Origin of the sequence: Burkholderia sp. THE68 (assembly GCF_009938265.1) — a bacterium.
Lineage (GTDB): Bacteria > Pseudomonadota > Gammaproteobacteria > Burkholderiales > Burkholderiaceae > Caballeronia.
On record NZ_AP022319.1, the window covers coordinates 1,138,690 to 1,155,643 of the forward strand.

The following is a 16,954-nucleotide window of genomic DNA, read 5'->3' on the forward strand; positions in this document are numbered from 1 at the left end:
CGAGCCGCCCGCGGTCATACGCAATTTGGGTATCTTTCTCCTCGCTCGTGGCGTCTGTAGCGAGTGCCCTCACAGGCCACCTCGGGCTTGGACCGCGCACGGTCTGCCACATCGCGCCGCGTGAGTGGCTGGTTCAGCACGAAATGGCTCCGGCCCGCTACGCGGCCGACCGGTCAATCGGGTCTGCGTGTGCTTCTGCGTTGCTCTTTTCTCGTCGGTTTCCCTTGCAGACCCCACGGCAGCGCGCAGCGCTGTGCCGAAGCCATTTCGTGCTGAACCAGCGCGCTTACAACGACTAGTTTGTCAGACCGTGCGCGGTCCAAGCCCGGTTAGGCCTACGAGGGCACTCGCTACAGAGGCCACGATCGACGAGAAGAACACCCAAATTGCGTATGACCGCGGGCGTATCAGGCTGCTTTCTTTGGTTACTTTCTTTGCAGCAGCAAAGAAAGTGACTGCCGCCCCGCACAGGGGCAGTGCTAATAGACCGACAAGCTAACGGGATCCGGCGACAACCGCCGTAGCCCCATCCACCACCGCAGACCTGACACCCCCGCGCGTCTCATTCACCACCATCCCATTCTCCAACTTGAGCACCCGATCCGCGATCGAGAAATACCGATCATCGTGCGTCACGACAATCACCGTCTTCCCCCGCGACCGCAACTCCGGCAACAACTGCTCGTAAAACACCGCTTTGAACGCAGGATCCTGATCCGCAGCCCATTCATCGAAGAGATAAAGCGGACGATCTTCGAGATAAGCCACCACCAGCGCAAGCCGCTTCCTCTGCCCCGTCGAAAGCGAACGCGTAGAAAACGCGCCATCGACTACTTTCACCTTGTGATCCAGCGCAAGCCGCGCGACGAGTGCATTGGCCCGCGCATCCGCCGCCGCCCGCGACGCATCGTTCGGATCGACGATACCGAGCAGCGCATCGAACAGATGGAAGTCATTGAACACAGCCGTAAAGCGCTCGCGATACGCCGGCCGCTCACTCGCACCCACCGCCTTGCCATCGACTTCGATCACGCCCGACTCCGGCTCATAAAGCCCCGTCAGCACCTTCGCAAGCGTGGTTTTGCCGCTGCCATTCCCGCCGACGATAAACACGAGCTCGCCCGGCCTGAACGTCAGATCCACAGGACCGATGCGGAACATGCGCTCATCGCGCTCGTGAAAATACGAATGCGTGACGCCGCGCATCGTGAGCGTTTCAAAGCCCGCATCGTGCGCCGACGACACCGGCGACGCATGCACGCGCAGACCGCCGAACTCCGCCATCACCTTCTCGATACGCGCGAGCGAAACACGCGCCGCGTTCAACGTGGGAATGTTGTTGAGCAAGCCATCGAGCGGCACGAGCATGAAAAGAAACACGACGACATAACCCGCCGTCGAAGCCGCGTCCGCACGCACGCCGAGCGACGGCCAGAACGCCGCCGCGCCGAGAAACCCATAGAACAGAAAGATGATCCAGCCCACGCCGACCGCATACGCGCTGAACGCACGCCGCCGATGATCACGCACCTCGCCGATCGCCGCGCCCAGTTGCCCGTCGACGAACTGTTGTGAACGCGCGCGATGCAGCTTCAGTTCCTTCGCGCCCGCGAACAGCGCGCCGAGATAGCCGAACAGCTTGTCCTGCGATTGTCCCGCCGCTTCGAGCGATGCAATCGCGCGCTTGTCGCCGAGGTGATAGCCCAGCGAACCCGTGACGATGGCCGCGAGCGCCAGCAGGCACACCGGCCACGACAGCCACGCGAGATAGCCCAGGCAACCGAACACGATCGATCCGTGCATGACGATGTTCGGCAGCGCGAAGAAGAGCATCGATACGTTGGTGGCATCGTCGGTCAATACGGATTGCACGGGCGCCGCGCCGATGCGCTCGACATCGCGCAATTCGGCCGACGCGACGCGCCGCGCGACATGCTCGCGCAATTGCGCCATCGTGTCCTGCGACAGGCGCGCGAACAGCACGCCCGAGACGACACGCGTGAGCAGCGCGACGACCGCGCATAACGCGAAGCGCCATGCGAGCGCGCCATCGGCGGAAGAGGGCGCCGATAACGCGCGATTGAGCGTCGCGACGAGCATCACGCTCGCGATGCCGTTCATCACGCAGGCGACGAGCGCGACCGCGAACGCGCCGCGCGAGCGCTTGAGCAGCGCGAGAATCAGGCGCGCCGCAGGCTTCTGCGTGGCGGAGGAATCTAAAAGCTCGTTGATGGCAGTCATTGGCAATGCATCGCTTAAGTCGGAAAGGGTGCGCTGGATGCGCCTCTACATAGAGACGTTTCGGCGCGCCGAATCTTTAGCGCGTTAAAAGCGGTAAATATTTTTTCGCGCGGATCGTCATCCCGAGTGAAGCCGCATTTCCAGCGGCCCTACGTTCACGCCGCAGCTTTTTCCGATGCGGCGGAACCCCGAAGGAATTCATGCCGATGACGAGTTTCCCGACCGCGCTGCATTTGCGTATCAAAGCCCTCGCGCGTCTTCGACCCGAAGCACCCGCGCTCGCCTTCAATGCCCACGACGACGCGCGTCTTTCGCGCGGCGAACTCGACGCCCGCGCATCGCGGCTCGCGGCGCGCCTGCGCGCGGCTGGCGTCGGCGTTGAAGTGCGCGTCGGCGTGTGCGTCGAGCGTTCGTGCGAACTGTTCGTCGCGCTGCTCGCGGTGCTGAAGGCGGGCGGTGTGTTCGTGCCGCTCGATCCGCATCATCCCGCCGCGCGCCTCGACTGGATCGCGAAAGATGCGAACCTCGCGCACGGTATCGTCGATGCCACCGCCGACGACGCGATGCGCGCGCGCTTCACGCAATGCTTCGACGTGCAGCACGACGATCTCGACGCGCCCGCTTTCGATGACGACATGCCCGTGCATCCGCGCGCGGCCGCGTACATGATCTACACGTCGGGTTCGACGGGCACGCCCAAGGCCGTCGTCGTCGAGCATGGTCCGCTCGCCGCGCATTGCGATGCGCTCGCGCAAGCGCTCCGCATCGGCGAGGGCGATAGCCTGCTGCACTTCGCATCGGTCAATTTCGATGCCGCGCACGAGTGCTGGCTCGCACCGCTCGCGGTCGGCGCGCGTGTCGTCATCACCGCGCCGCCGCCGTTCGCGCCCGAAGCGGCGCATGCGCTGATCGAACGCGAAGGCGTGAATGTCGCCGCGTTTCCGCCTGCTTATCTGCGTGAGTTCGCGGGCATCGCCGAACGCAAGGGCGTGCCCGCATCGTTGCGCGTGCTCGCGTTCGGCGGCGAGGCGCTGTCGCGTGAAGCGTTCGCGCACGTGCGGCGCGTGTTCGCGGCGCAGCGGCTCATCAACGGTTACGGGCCGACCGAAGCCGTCATCTCGCCGATGCTGTGGCCGGTCGATCCGCATGTCACGCCCGATCTCGGCGATGCCGATGCCTACGCGTCGCTGCCGATCGGACGCGTGATCGGTCCGCGTGTCGCGCGTATCGACGATGGCGAGTTGCTGCTCGGCGGCGTGTGCATCGCGCGTGGCTATCACGGTCGCGCGGCGCTCACAGCCGAACGCTTCGTGCCGGACCCGTCGGGCGAACCGGGCGCGCGCATCTATCGCACCGGCGATCTCGCGCGTGAACGTGCCGATGGCGCATACGACTATCTCGGCCGCATCGACGATCAGGTGCAGATTCGCGGCGTGCGCGTCGAGCCTGCCGAAATCGCGGCGTGCCTGCGCGCGCATCCATCGGTTCGCGACGCAGCCGTGCTCGCCGAGTCGGCCAATGGCCGCACGCAGCTCATCGCCTGTTTCGTTATCGCCGATGAAGCAGCGAGCGATGCCGCATTGAAGCGGTATCTCGCGGAGCAGTTGCCGGCAGCGTGGCAGCCGCATCGCTTCGTACGGCTCGCGCGTTTGCCCTACACGTTGAACGGCAAGCTCGACCGTGATGCACTGAAGGCACAGATTGTGTCGGCTTCGGCCGTGCGTGATGCCGACTTCATCGCGCCAGCGACCGCGACCGAACAACGTCTTGCGCAAACCTGGCAGCGCATTCTCGATGACGCCGCGCCCATCGGCCGCGCGGATCGCTTCTTCGAACGCGGCGGCGATTCGCTCGCGGCTATGCAACTGCAAGCGGCGATTCGCATCGACTGGCGTGTGAATCTGCGTCTCGATGCGATCTTCGACGATCCGTCGCTCGAAGCGCTGGCCGCATTGATCGATAGAAGCGCTGAAGAGACGAACGATGTGTCGATCATCAAGCGTGTCGCATCGACGAGCGACCGGCCTGCATCGTTCGCGCAACAACGCTTCTGGGTGCTGGCGCAGACGCGTGATGCGGGCTCCGCGTATCACATCGCGGGTCATTGGGATATCAGTGGCAAGCTCGATGCACACGCCCTGCAACGCGCGCTCGATCACGTGATCGAGCGGCACGAGGCATGGCGCACGACGCTCGTCGAGAACGACGACGGCATCGTGATGCAGCGCATCCACGCGTCGTTGCCGGTCGTGATCGCGCGTGCGAGCGTCGACGGACCCGAGGATGCACACGCGCTCGCTCAACGTCATGCAGGCGAAGCGTTCGATCTGTCGAACGGTCCGCTGTTGCGCGCGACGCTCGTCTCGTTCAGCGATGAATCGCATCGCCTGATGCTGACCGCGCATCACGCCATCACCGATGGCTACAGCTCGCGCATCGTCTTCGATGAACTCGCGCAGGCGTATTGCGCTTACGTGCAGGGCCGCGCGCCCGCGTTGCCCGCGTTGCCGATCCAGTACGCGGATTACGCGCAATGGCAGCGCGAGCTCGTCGCGGGCGAAGAGGGCGAGCGTCAACTGGCTTACTGGCGCGGCGCGCTCGATGCAGCGCCGGAACCGCTCGCGCTGCCTTATGACCGCGCGCGTCCGGCCGAGCGCGATCATCGTGGTGGACGAGTGTCGTTGCGCTTGTCCGTCGATACGTCGAACGCATTGCGCGAGCTTGCGCGCAGCGTGCACGCATCGCCGTTCGTCGTGTTGCTGAGCGCGTTCGATGCGTGGCTTCATCGGCTCACGGGGGCAAACGATTTCGTGGTCGCGGCGCCAGTCGCGCATCGGCAGCGGCCCGAGACTGCATCGTTGATCGGACTGTGCCTCAACACGCTTGCATTGCGCGCGCGCGTCAAACCGCATCAAACGTTTTCCGAGTTGATCGAGGCGACGCGCACGCATGCGCTCGCTGCATTCGCACATCAGGACGTGCCTTTCGATCGCGTGCTCGATGCGGTGAAGCCGCCTGTCGCGCGTGGCGACGAATGGCTGCGCGTGAAGTTCGCGCAGCAGTTCGATGCCGAACTGAAGGCGACCTTGCCAGATGCCTCGGCGATTGCGACGCCCGGCCCGGATCTCGCGGCGCGCTTCGATTTCGCGCTCGATTTCACCGACGACATGCGCGGCATCGAACTCGTCGCGGCTCATGCGCGCGATTGCATCGATGACGCCACCGCGCACGCCTGGCTCGCGAGTTTCGCGACGCTCGTCGCCGATGCAGTGCGCGATCCTTCGCGTCCGGTCGCAGCGCTCGATTGCACCGCGCAACATGATTCGCAGCGAGGCCGCGCGCTGAGCTTCGCGGCGAACGATATCCTCGCGCTGATCGCGCAACATGCGGGCGCGACGCCGCATCGCATCGCGCTTGCGGACGCACACACGCAAATCAGCTACGCCGAACTCGACGATGCGTCGAACCGTGTCGCGCTTGCGCTGCGCCATAGGGGCGCACAGACGGAACACGCGGTGGCCGTTTGCATCGAGCGTTCGGTGCACTTCGTTGTCGCATTGATCGGCGCGATGAAGTCGGGCGCGTACGCGGTGCCGCTCGATCCGGCGATGCCGCAGGCACGCCTCGACGCCGCGATCGAAGCATGCGGCGCACGCCTCGCGCTCATCGCGACGAAGGACGACAACGCCCCGCGCGCACTCGGCCATGCGCAATTGCTCGATATCGACACGCTCGCGCACGATGCTTCGCTCGCGAATGCCGCCTTGCAACGCGTGCAGCCCGCGCCCGACCAGACCGCATACGTCATCTTCACGTCCGGTTCGACGGGCACGCCGAAGGGCGTCGCGGTATCGCATCGCGCGCTTGCGGACTACGTGCAAGGCATGCTCGATGAACTCGCGTTCGCGCCCGGCGCATCGATGGCGATGGTCTCGACCGTGGCCGCCGATCTCGGTCACACGACGCTCTTTGGCGCGCTGTGCTCGGGACGCACCTTGCATCTGTTGCCGGCCCAGTGCGCGTTCGATCCGGACCGCTTCGCCGCCGAAATGCGCGCGCGCGAAGTGGGTGTATTGAAGATCGTGCCGAGTCATCTTCATGCGTTGCTCGAAGCGCAACAACCGGCGGACGTGCTGCCTTCGCATGCGCTCGTGACGGGTGGCGAGTTGCTGCCGTGGGCGCTGGTCGATCGCGTGAAGGCGTTGAAGGCCGCGTGTCGCGTGATCAATCACTACGGCCCCACCGAAGCGACCGTCGGCGCGATCGCGTGCGAGGCATCCGCTCTCACGGACGACGAACGCGGCTCGCAAGGCGCGCCGCTCGGACGCCCGTTGCCGAATGCCTGCGCGTATGTATTCGATGCATCCGGCGCATGCGTGCCGCCAGGCGGCATCGGCGAGTTGCATCTCGGCGGCCCGGGTGTCGCGCGCGGCTATATCGGACGCGCGGCGGCGACGGCGGAGCGTTTCGTGCCGCATCCGTTCGCGCACGGCGAGCGGCTTTATCGCACGGGAGACCGTGTGCGTCTGCTCGCGGATGGACGCATCGCGTTTCTCGGTCGGCTCGACGATCAGGTGAAGATTCGCGGCTATCGTGTCGAGCCGGGCGAGGTGAGCGCGGCGCTGCGTGCGATCGAAGGCGTCGCGCAGGCCGAGACCTTGCCCGTCGATCATGACGGACGCATGCAGCTCGTATCCTTCGTGACCGGCTCCATCGATGACGAAGCAGCGCTGCGTGCCGCGCTCGCCGCGTGCTTGCCCGACTACATGGTGCCCGCGACGATCGTCGTACTCGACGCGTTGCCGGTGACGGGCAACGGCAAGATCGATCGCGCCGCGCTGCGCGACATCGCGATGAAGCCGGTGGAAACCTCCGCCGCGAGCGATGCGCCGCAAGGCGCGGCCGAAGAGGCGATCGCTGCAGTGTGGAAGGACGTGCTGAAGGCGAAGCAGGTCGGCCGTGACGATAACTTCTTCGAACTCGGCGGCGATTCGATTCTCGTGCTGCAAGTGATCGCGCGTCTGCGCAAGCGCGGTCTGCGCGCGACGCCGAAGCAGGTCTTCGACAACGCGACCGTCGCGCAACTCGCGCTCGTCGCGAAAGCGATCGAAGCGAACGCGCCCGTCGCCGCAATAAAGCAGACTGACGATAGCCTCGTTCTAACGCCCGCGCAATTGCGCTTCTTCGCGCTCGACATCGCGCAACGCGGCCACTGGAATCAGTCGATCGAACTCGACGCGCATGCGTCATTCGATGTCGATGCCTTCGCGCGCGCCTTCGATGCGCTGCTGACGCATCACGAGATTTTCCGGCAACGCTTCGAGCGCGATGGCGCAACGAATGCATGGCGCGTCGTGCAGGCGCAGAAAGCGTTCGATACGCTGCCGCTCGCGGCCATCGCCGTCCACGACGAAACCGATGCGCTCGCGCAGTTCGACGCGATTCAACGCACGCTCGACATCGCACGCGGACCGCTCGCGTGCGCGCTCGCCGCGTCGCTGCCGGACGGCCGCACCAAGGTGTATCTGGCGATTCATCATCTGATCGTCGATGGCGTGTCGTGGCGCATCCTGCTCGACGATCTGCAGAGCGCGTATCGCGCGGCGCAAACGCGCGGCATCGCGAGCCTGACGCGCACCGGCGCGACTGCGGCGCAATGGGCCGCGCGTCTCGCGAAGGCCGCGCGCGATCCGCAATCGCCGTTCGCCGGCGAAGCGCAATACTGGACGACGATGGCGTCGTCAGGCGATGACCTGCGTCTCGATCATCCGCAGAAGAAGGCGACGAACGCCGACGCGCAAGTCATCGAACAGACGCTCGACGCGCGGCTCACGCGCGCCGCGCTGACCGATGCAAACGCAGCCTGGCGCACGCAGACGGTCGAGCTGCTGATCGCGGCGCTCGCGCATGCGATCGGCGCGACGTGCCGCATCGAGCTCGAAGGACACGGCCGCGAGCCGCTTTTCGACGACATCGATGCAAGCCGCACGCTCGGCTGGCTGACGAGTCATTACCCGGTGTCGGTGCCGGTCGAGGCGACGCCCGCCGCGACGCTCGCCGCGGCCAAGGACACGTTGCGTGCCGTGCCTCACAAGGGGCTGGGCTTCGGCGTGCTGCGCCACTACGGCGACGATGCGACGCGCGCGTCACTCGAAGCGCTGCCGCGTCCGCGCGTGACGTTCAACTATCTGGGCCAGTTCGATTCGCATGACGCGCGCGATGCCGCGTTCTCACCGCGGTTCGGCGGCGCGGGTTGCGAGCGCGATCCTTCAGGCCCGCTCGGCAACGCGCTCGCGATTCACGCTTATGTCGATGACCATTCCGAACGCACGCTCAAGCTGCATTGGGTCTATGGTTCGACGCAATTCGAGCGCGCGACCATCGAAGCCCTTGCACAGCGCTTCGAAAGCACGCTCGCCGAGATCGTCGCCGCGTGCGCCGAACGCATCGCGAGCAAGGGCGCGGGCGCAACGCCGGGCGATTTCCCGCTCGCGCGCGACGGCGGCCTCACGCAAGCGGCGCTCGAACGTATGGCGGTGGATCTGCGAGGCGTCGCCGATATCTATCCGCTTGCACCGATGCAGCAGGGCATCCTGTTCCACTCGCTGTTCGCGCCGGAGCAATCCACCTATGTGAACCAGCTCGCGGCGACGCTGATCGCGCCCGATGTCGAGCGCTTGCGCGCCGCGTTCGAAACCGCGCCGCCGCGTCACGATATCCTGCGCACGGCCTTCACGCCCGACGAAGCCGCGCCGATGCAGATCGTGCATCGCCATGCGCGCATGCCATTCGACGTGCTCGACTGGCGTGATCGTCGCGATGGCCTGGCATCGTTCGAAACGTGGCTCGCCGAAGACCGCGCGCGCGGCTTCGATCTCGCGACGCCGCCGTTGATGCGCGTCACGCTGATCCGCCTGACGGACGACGAATGGCGCATCGTGTGGACGCGTCACCATCTGTTGCTCGACGGCTGGAGCACCGCGCGCATGTTCGCGGACATCTTGCGCGATTACATCGAGCCGCCGCGTGCTCAGCCTTTCGCGGCGCACGCGAAGACGCGCTATCGCGACTTCATCGCATGGCTTGCTGCGCGCAACGTTGCAGCGGACGAAGCATTCTGGCGTGAGCGTCTCGCGCGCCTCGACGAACCGACGCGCATCGCCGCGCGTGAAGCCAGCGATAAGCCAGCGCTCGCCGATCACCGCACGTGGCGCGCGACGCTCGATGCCGCGACGACCGCCCGCCTGACCGACACCGCGCGCCGTCTGCGCGTGACCCTCAACACGCTCGTGCAAGGTGCGTGGGCGCTTGCGTTGCAGCGCATGACGCATCACGCGAGCGTCGCGTTCGGCGCGACGGTTGCGGGACGTCCCGATACATTGCAAGACATCGACGGCGTGCTCGGCCTCTTCATCAACACAGTGCCGGTCATCACCGCGCCGCTGCCGCAACGTGCCGCGTCCGCGTGGCTGCGCGAATTGCAGTCCGACAACGCCGCCGCCAACGAACACGCGCATACGCCGCTCGCGGATATCCAGCGCTGGGCCGGTCAGGGCGGCGGCGCATTGTTCGATACGCTCGTCGTGTTCGAAAACTATCCCGTCGATGAAGCGTGGGCCGGCCGCGATCCGCGCGCGCTGACGATGCGCGATCTTCGCAACATCGAAGCGACCGACTTTGCGCTGACGCTCGTCGTGGAGGCGGGCGAGTCGATCGTCATCGATTACGGATACGACGCCGCGCGTCTCGATGAAGCGCGCGTGGCGGTGCTGCATCGCGCGTTGTCCGCCTGTCTCGACGCCTTCGCCGCCAACGCCGATGCGCCTCTCGGTTCGATCTCGCTGCCGGAGGACGCGGGCCGCTTCAACGCGACGTCGCGTGAATGGAGCGATGTGCAAGGCGCGCCGCTGCATCGACAGTTCGAGCGCATGGCGAAGGCCGCGCCGGACGCTATCGCGTTAGAGATGGCTGCTGTGGATGGCACGCTGCATCGCATGACGTATGCAGAGCTGGACGCGCGCGCGGACCGCGTCGCTGCCGCGCTGGTCAGTGCGGGAGTCACGCCGGACACGGCGGTCGCGTTGTGCGTCGAGCGTTCGTTCGAAATGGTCGTCGCGCTGTTCGGCGTGTTGAAGGCGGGTGCGGCGTATCTGCCTGTCGATCCGGATTATCCGGCGGAGCGCATCGCCTACTTGCTCGACGATGCGAAACCTGCCGTCGTGCTGACCCAGGCGCATTTGTGCGAGAGCGTCGAAGCGGCTGCGTCGGGCGCACGCGTCTTCGATATCGGCGCGCTCATGGAGAACGACGCGACGCTTGCATCGCGTATCGAAGTGACCGGCGCGCAACTGGCGTATCTGATCTATACGTCGGGTTCGACCGGCAAGCCCAAAGGCGCGGGTAACACACACGAGGCGCTTTCGAACCGCATCGCGTGGATGCAGGACGCGTATCGCCTGACCGACGCCGATGTCGTGCTCCACAAAACCCCGTTCGGCTTCGATGTCTCCGTGTGGGAGTTCGTCTGGCCGCTCGCGACGGGCGCGAAACTCGCGATTGCCGCGCCCGGCGATCATCGCGATCCTGCACGCCTCGTTGCGGCGATCGAGGCCCATCGTGTGAGCACGCTGCATTTCGTGCCGTCGATGCTCGCGGCGTTCGTTGCGCATATCGATGAATTCGGCGAGGCAGTGCGTTGCGCGAGTATCGAGCGGATCGTCGCGAGTGGCGAAGCGCTCGCGCCGGAACTCGTCGCGCGCGTGGCGCGGCTCATGCCGCACGCGCGTCTGTACAACCTTTACGGCCCGACGGAAGCGGCCATCGACGTGTCGCACTGGACCTGCCGTGCGAGCGATATCGATGCGCCTTCCGTGCCGATCGGCCATCCGATCGCGAATCTGCAACTGCATGTGCTCGATGCGGCGCTGCATCCGGTGCCGGCAGGCGGTATCGGCGAACTGTATCTCGGCGGCGCGGGCCTCGCGCGCGGCTATCTCGGACGCGCGTCGCTCACTGCGGAGCGCTTCGTGCCCGATCCGTTCATCGCGGGCGCGCGGCTCTATCGCACAGGCGATCTCGCGCGGCGGCGCGACGACGGCGCGCTCGAGTATCTCGGCCGCATCGATACGCAAGTCAAGCTGCGCGGACAACGCATCGAGCCGGGCGAGATCGAGGCGCTGCTGCGCGGCGAACCGAATGTGCGCGATGCAGTCGTGATCGTGCGCGAAGAACAGTTGATCGGCTATATCGCATGCGGTGCGCCCGATGCGTTCGACGAAACCGCCGCGCTGAATTCGTTGCGTTCGCAGCTACCTGCCTACATGGTGCCCGCGCATGTGATCGCGCTGGATGCCTTGCCCGTCACGCCGAACGGCAAATGTGACCGCAATGCGCTGCCCGCGCCGGCGCGCACGCAAACAACCGTCGTTGCGCCGCAGACCGCAACCGAGCGCGAACTCGCGGCGATCTGGCAGCGCGTGCTGCATATCGAAACCGTCGGACGTGATGACGATTTCTTCGCGCTGGGCGGCCATTCGCTGCTCGCGACGCAGGCGAACGCACAGGCCAACCTGCACTGGTCGCTGACGCTGCCGCTGCGCACGCTCTTCGACGAACGCACGCTCGCGCGCTGCGCTGCCGCGATCGACGCCGCACTGACTCAGCGTGACACGACAGGCGGCGCACACGATGCGGCGAGCGCCATCGACGCCTTGCTCGATGAACTGGAAACGCAATGACAAGCACAAGAGAAAACAAACCCGATCTGCTCTCGCTCGCGACGCGCTTCGCGCAGTTGCCCGATGCGCAGCGCAAAGTGTTCGTCGCGCGGCTCGCGGAGGCGGACATCGACTTTCGCATGCTTCCCATTCCGCCGCGCGCACGTGGCGATGCATGCGTCGCGAGCGTGCCCGCGTCGTTCGCGCAGACGCGCTTGTGGCTGCACGCGCGCATGATCGATGAACCGGCGGCGTATCACATCACGGAGCGCCTGCAACTCGATGGCGCGCTCGATGCGAATGCGCTGCGCCTTTCATGCGATGCACTGATCGCACGTCACGAAGCGCTGCGCACGACCTTCGCCGAAAGCGCGGACGGCGTGCTGCAAACCGTGCATGCGCCGATGCGCTGTCCGTGGCAGTCGGTCGATCTCACCCACGTGCCGGTGGCGGAACGTGAAGCGCGCGCCGCCGCGCTCGCGCTCGCCGACGAAGCGCGCCCGTTCGATCTCGCGCACGCGCCGCTCATGCGCGCACATCTCATCGGGCTCGATGCGCACACGCACTGGCTTTCGCTGACGACGCATCACATCGTGTCGGATGGCTGGTCCGCCGATATCGCGCTGGCCGAACTCGCATCGTTCTATCGTGCGTATGCGCGCGGCGAGGCGGTGTCGGTCGCGCCTTTGCCGATTCAATATGCGGATTACGCACTCTGGCAACGCCGCTGGCTCGATGCGGGCGAGCGCGAGCGGCAACTCGATTTCTGGCGCGCGCGGCTCGATCCGTCGCGCGACGTGCTGATGCTGCCGGGCGCGGCGGCGCGTCCGAGCGAACGCAGCGCGCGCGGCGCGCGTCACGTGTTCACGCTCGATGCCGCGCTCGTCGCACGTCTGCGTGTGTTCGCCAACGAACGCCGCGCGACGCCGTTCGCCGTGCTGCTCGCGGCGCTGAATGCGCTGTTCGCGCGGGCATCGGGCGAAGCGCATATCCAGATCGGCGTGCCTGCCGCGAATCGCGAGCGCGCCGAGACGGCGGGTCTGATCGGCTTTTTCGTCAACACGCTGACGCTCGCGGCGCGCGTCGACGCGACGCAGCCTTTCGCGACATTCGTCGATGCTGCGCAAGACGCGCTCGTCGATGCGCAATCGCATCAGGACGTGCCGTTCGAGCAGGTCGTCGAAGCGCTGGGCGTCGTGCGCAGCGCGAGCCATCATCCGCTCTTTCAGGTGATGGCGGCCTACGGCGCGCGCCGTGCGTTACCCGCTTTCGCCGATGTGCGCGCGACCGAGTTGCCCTCGGGCACGCCGTTCGCGAAGTTCGATCTGACCGCGAGCTTCGAGGAACGCGCGGACGGTTCGCTCGCCGCCGCGTTCATCTACGCGCTCGATCTGTTCGAAGCCGATGCCATCGAACGGCTCGCGCGCCGCTTCGTCGAATTGTTGCGCGATGCGCTGGACGCGCCACAAACGCTCATCGGCGATTTGCAATGGCTGCCGCAGGACGAGCGCGCGCAACTCGATGCATGGAATCGCAACGCGCCCGAGCATGCGCCGGCCTTCGTCTCCGTGCAGCAGCGCATTGCGCGTCACGCGCATGCGCGGCCCGACGCGCGTGGCGTCGCCGACATGACGCGCGCCTTCACGCGCGGCGAAGTCGACGCGCGGGCGACGCGTATCGCGCAACGTCTCATCGCTGCCGGCGTGCGGGCCGAGATGCGCGTGGGCGTCGCGTTGAGCCGGTCGGTCGATCTGCTCGTCGGCCTGATTGCGGCGCTGAAGTCAGGTGGCGCGTTCGTGCCGCTCGATCCGAGTCATCCGCGTGAACGCCTCGCGCAGATTCTCAACGATGCGCGTATCGAACACATCGTCACCGAGCGTGCGAGTCTGGATGCGCTGCCCGTGCCGCCGAACGCGCGCATCCTCCTTCTCGACGACGAAAGCCTCTACTCCGACGATGAAACGTCGCGTATCGCATTGCCCGAGGTCGTATCGGAGCAGGCCGCCTACGCGATCTATACATCGGGTTCGACCGGCAAGCCGAAGGGCGTGATCGTCGATCACGGCTCGTTCGCGCGCCATTGCGTCGCCATTGCCGAACGCTATGGCGCGACGGAGCAGGACACGTTCATGCTGTTTCAGTCGGTCAACTTCGACGGCGCACATGAAGGCTGGTTCTCGCAGTACATCTCGGGCGCGGCGGTCGCGATCACCGCCGACACGCTCTGGCCGCCCGCGCTGACGTGCAGGCTCATGCGCAAGGAAGGCGTGACGATGACCTACGTGCCGCCCGGCTGCGCGACGCAGCTCGCGGAATGGGCGCTCGTGCACGGCGCGCCGCCTACGTTGAAATCGATCACGGTCGGCGGCGAGGCGACCTCGCGCGAGGCCTTCGCGCTGATGCGCCGCGCATTTCCGAACGCGCGCATCGTCAATGGCTATGGTCCGACGGAAACCGTCATCACGCCGATGCTGTGGATGTTCAATCCCGGCGACGATCCCGCGAAACTCGCGGATTGCGCCTATCTGCCGATCGGTACGCTGGTCGGCGCGCGGACGGCGCATGTGCTCGATGAGCGTCTGAATCCGCTGCCCGTCGGCGTGATCGGCGAACTGTATCTCGGCGGTGAAGGTGTGGGCGTCGCGCGCGGCTATCTCGAGCGGCCCGCGCTCACTGCCGAGCGCTTCGTGCCCGATCCGTATGGCGAACCCGGCGCGCGTCTCTATCGCACGGGCGATCTCGTGCGGCGTCGCGCAGATGGCGTATTCGACTTCATCGGCCGCGTCGATCATCAGGTGAAGTTGCGCGGCTTGCGTATCGAACTCGGCGAGATCGAAGCGCAACTCGCCGCGCACGACGACGTGCGTGAGGCGTGCGCCGTGGTGCGCGGCAAGGGCGCGCAGGCGGCACTCGTCGCCTACGTCGAATTGAAAGCCGATGCGCGCGAACGCGCTGCGCTGGGCCGCGCCGCCGATGCCGCCGAACTCGACGCCCATTTGCGCCGCACGTTACCGGACTACATGGTGCCCGCGCATATCGTCGTGCTCGATGCATTGCCGCGCAACGCGAACAGCAAGGTGGATCGCGCGGTGCTGCCCGAGCCGCCGAAGAAGGAGCGCGTGTACGAAGCACCGGCGGCGGGCGCCGAAGCCGCGCTCGCGAAAATCTGGCGCGAAGTGCTGAACGTCGAGCGCGTGGGACGTGCCGATCATTTCTTCGAACTCGGCGGACATTCGCTCGCGGCGGTGCGTGTCGTGACGCGCGTGGCCGAGACGCTCGGACGCGACGTGCCGGTGCGCGCGCTGTTCGAAACGCCGGTGCTGTCGCAATACGCGAAGCGCGTGGTGCAGGCGAGCGCATGCGAAGGCGCTGCTTCGGATGTCGTGCAGGCCGCGTTCGGACCGGACGCAAACGGCGTGTGGCCGCTCTCCGCCGCACAACTCGGGCTCTGGTTCCTGTGGCGCGCGCAGCCGCAAAGCTCCGCGTACAACATTCCGGTCGCGGTGCGCCTGCGCGGTCCGCTCGATGCCGACGCCCTGCGTGAAGCGCTCGCGCAAGCGGCCGCGCGTCATCCGGCGTTGCGCACGCAACTGGTCGAACGCGAAGGCGCATTGCCGGGGCAACGGATCACGCCGATGTGGCATGTCGAGCTGCCGGTGATCGATCTCGCGGGACGGTTCGACGAAGCGAAGCGCATCACCGATGAAGACGCGCTCACGCCGTTCGACCTCGCCGCCGCGAAGCATCTCTGGCGCGCGCATCTGCTGCGCCTTGCCGACGATGATCACGTGCTGTCGCTCGTCGTGCATCACATCGTGTCGGATGGCACGTCGATCGATCTCTGGCTCGACGATATTCGCGCCACCTACGTCGCGTTGCAAAAGGGCGCGTCGGTGTCGGAGCGCGTTTCGAATGCGCTGGTGTTGCCGTCGTCGGCGACGGGCGCGCGTTTGGCGTTCTGGCGCGATGCGCTTCGCGACGTGCCCGCGATCACGTTGCCCGAGCCTGCGTCGGGCCGCGCGGAAGATCCGCAATGGTTCGCGAGCCGCATCGCATTCGATCTCGACGGTGCGCTCGTCGAGCGTGCGCGCGCGCTCGCGATGGACTGCCACGCCACGCTGCCGATGCTGTTACACGCAGCGCTCAACGCGGCGCTGCACGGTTTGACGGGCGCGGGCGATCAGCCCATCGGCGTGCTCGCATCGACACGCGAATCGACCGGCGATGCCGCGCGTGACGCGCTTGGGCTCTTCATCAACGCGGTGGTCGTTCGCACGCGCATGACGAAACGCGATACACCCGTGAGCGTGCTCGCCACGGTGCGCGACGCCGCGCTCGCCGCCTATGCACACGCCGACGTGCCGTTCGCCGATGTCGTGTCCGCGTTGAACGCGCCGCGTCCCGGCGCGGGCAATCCGCTGTTCCAGGTGATGTTCAACTACCTTCGCCCCGCCGCGATGGCCACGCGCGACTGGGCGGGCCTCGCCATCGAAGGTTTCGACGACGTGCGTCATCGCGTCGTGTTCGATCTGGAACTGGACGTCACCGAGTATCCGGATGGCCGCGTGAGTTGCGCGTTCTCTTACGCGAACGAACGTGTCGATGGCGGGTTCGTCGAGACGCTCGCGAAACGTTATCTCGCGACCGTCGAGCAGTTCGCCCACGCGCCGCACGATGTGTTCGACGCATCTGAGGCGGCGCTCGAAAGCGGCCCGCGCGCCGTGGCTGTCGCGCCTTCAGGCGAGGCGAGCGCGGATGCAACGGCGCTCGCCGATGTCTGGCGCGAATGCTTCGACGGCCAGACCGTCACGCCGCATCAGGATCTCTTTGCAGCAGGCGCGACTTCATTCGCCGTCGTGCGCTTCGTCGATGCGGCGCGCAAGGCCGGCTTCGACATCGCGATTCAGGACGTATTCGCCACGCCGCATTTCGCGGGCCTCGCCGCGACGCTCGCGCGCCGCGTTTCGCTGGCATCGACCAATGACATCTGAGAGACA

At 66.3% G+C, this 16,954-nt stretch carries 3 protein-coding genes; 2 read left to right on the forward strand and 1 reads right to left on the reverse strand.

Annotated features, from left to right (window positions below; translation table 11 throughout):
* Nucleotides 1-495: 495 nt before the first annotated feature.
* Entirely contained in the window at nt 496-2,241 is a 1,746-nt protein-coding gene (locus BTHE68_RS33720; protein WP_162070589.1) for a cyclic peptide export ABC transporter, read from the reverse strand.
* A gap of 206 nt (nt 2,242-2,447) precedes the next feature.
* On the opposite strand from BTHE68_RS33720, the gene BTHE68_RS33725 reads away from it, so the two are divergent.
* On the forward strand, nt 2,448-11,978 hold the full coding sequence (locus tag BTHE68_RS33725) for a non-ribosomal peptide synthetase (protein ID WP_162070590.1): 9,531 nt from the start codon (nt 2,448-2,450) through the stop codon (nt 11,976-11,978).
* The gene (locus BTHE68_RS33730) at nt 11,975-16,948 is read left to right on the forward strand and encodes a non-ribosomal peptide synthetase (protein ID WP_162070591.1); all 4,974 of its coding nucleotides are present in this window, start codon (nt 11,975-11,977) and stop codon (nt 16,946-16,948) included. The genes BTHE68_RS33725 and BTHE68_RS33730 overlap by 4 nt, the downstream gene beginning before the upstream one ends.
* The last annotated feature ends 6 nt before the right edge of the window (nt 16,949-16,954 follow it).

Bases quoted from the DNA above. Each gene is read 5' to 3' on its own strand.
- BTHE68_RS33730 (WP_162070591.1), top strand. From the start codon at position 11,975: ATGACAAGCACAAGAGAAAACAAACCCGATCTGCTCTCGCTCGCGACG.
- BTHE68_RS33725 (WP_162070590.1), top strand. From the start codon at position 2,448: ATGACGAGTTTCCCGACCGCGCTGCATTTGCGTATCAAAGCCCTCGCG.
- BTHE68_RS33720 (WP_162070589.1), bottom strand. From the start codon at position 2,241: ATGACTGCCATCAACGAGCTTTTAGATTCCTCCGCCACGCAGAAGCCT.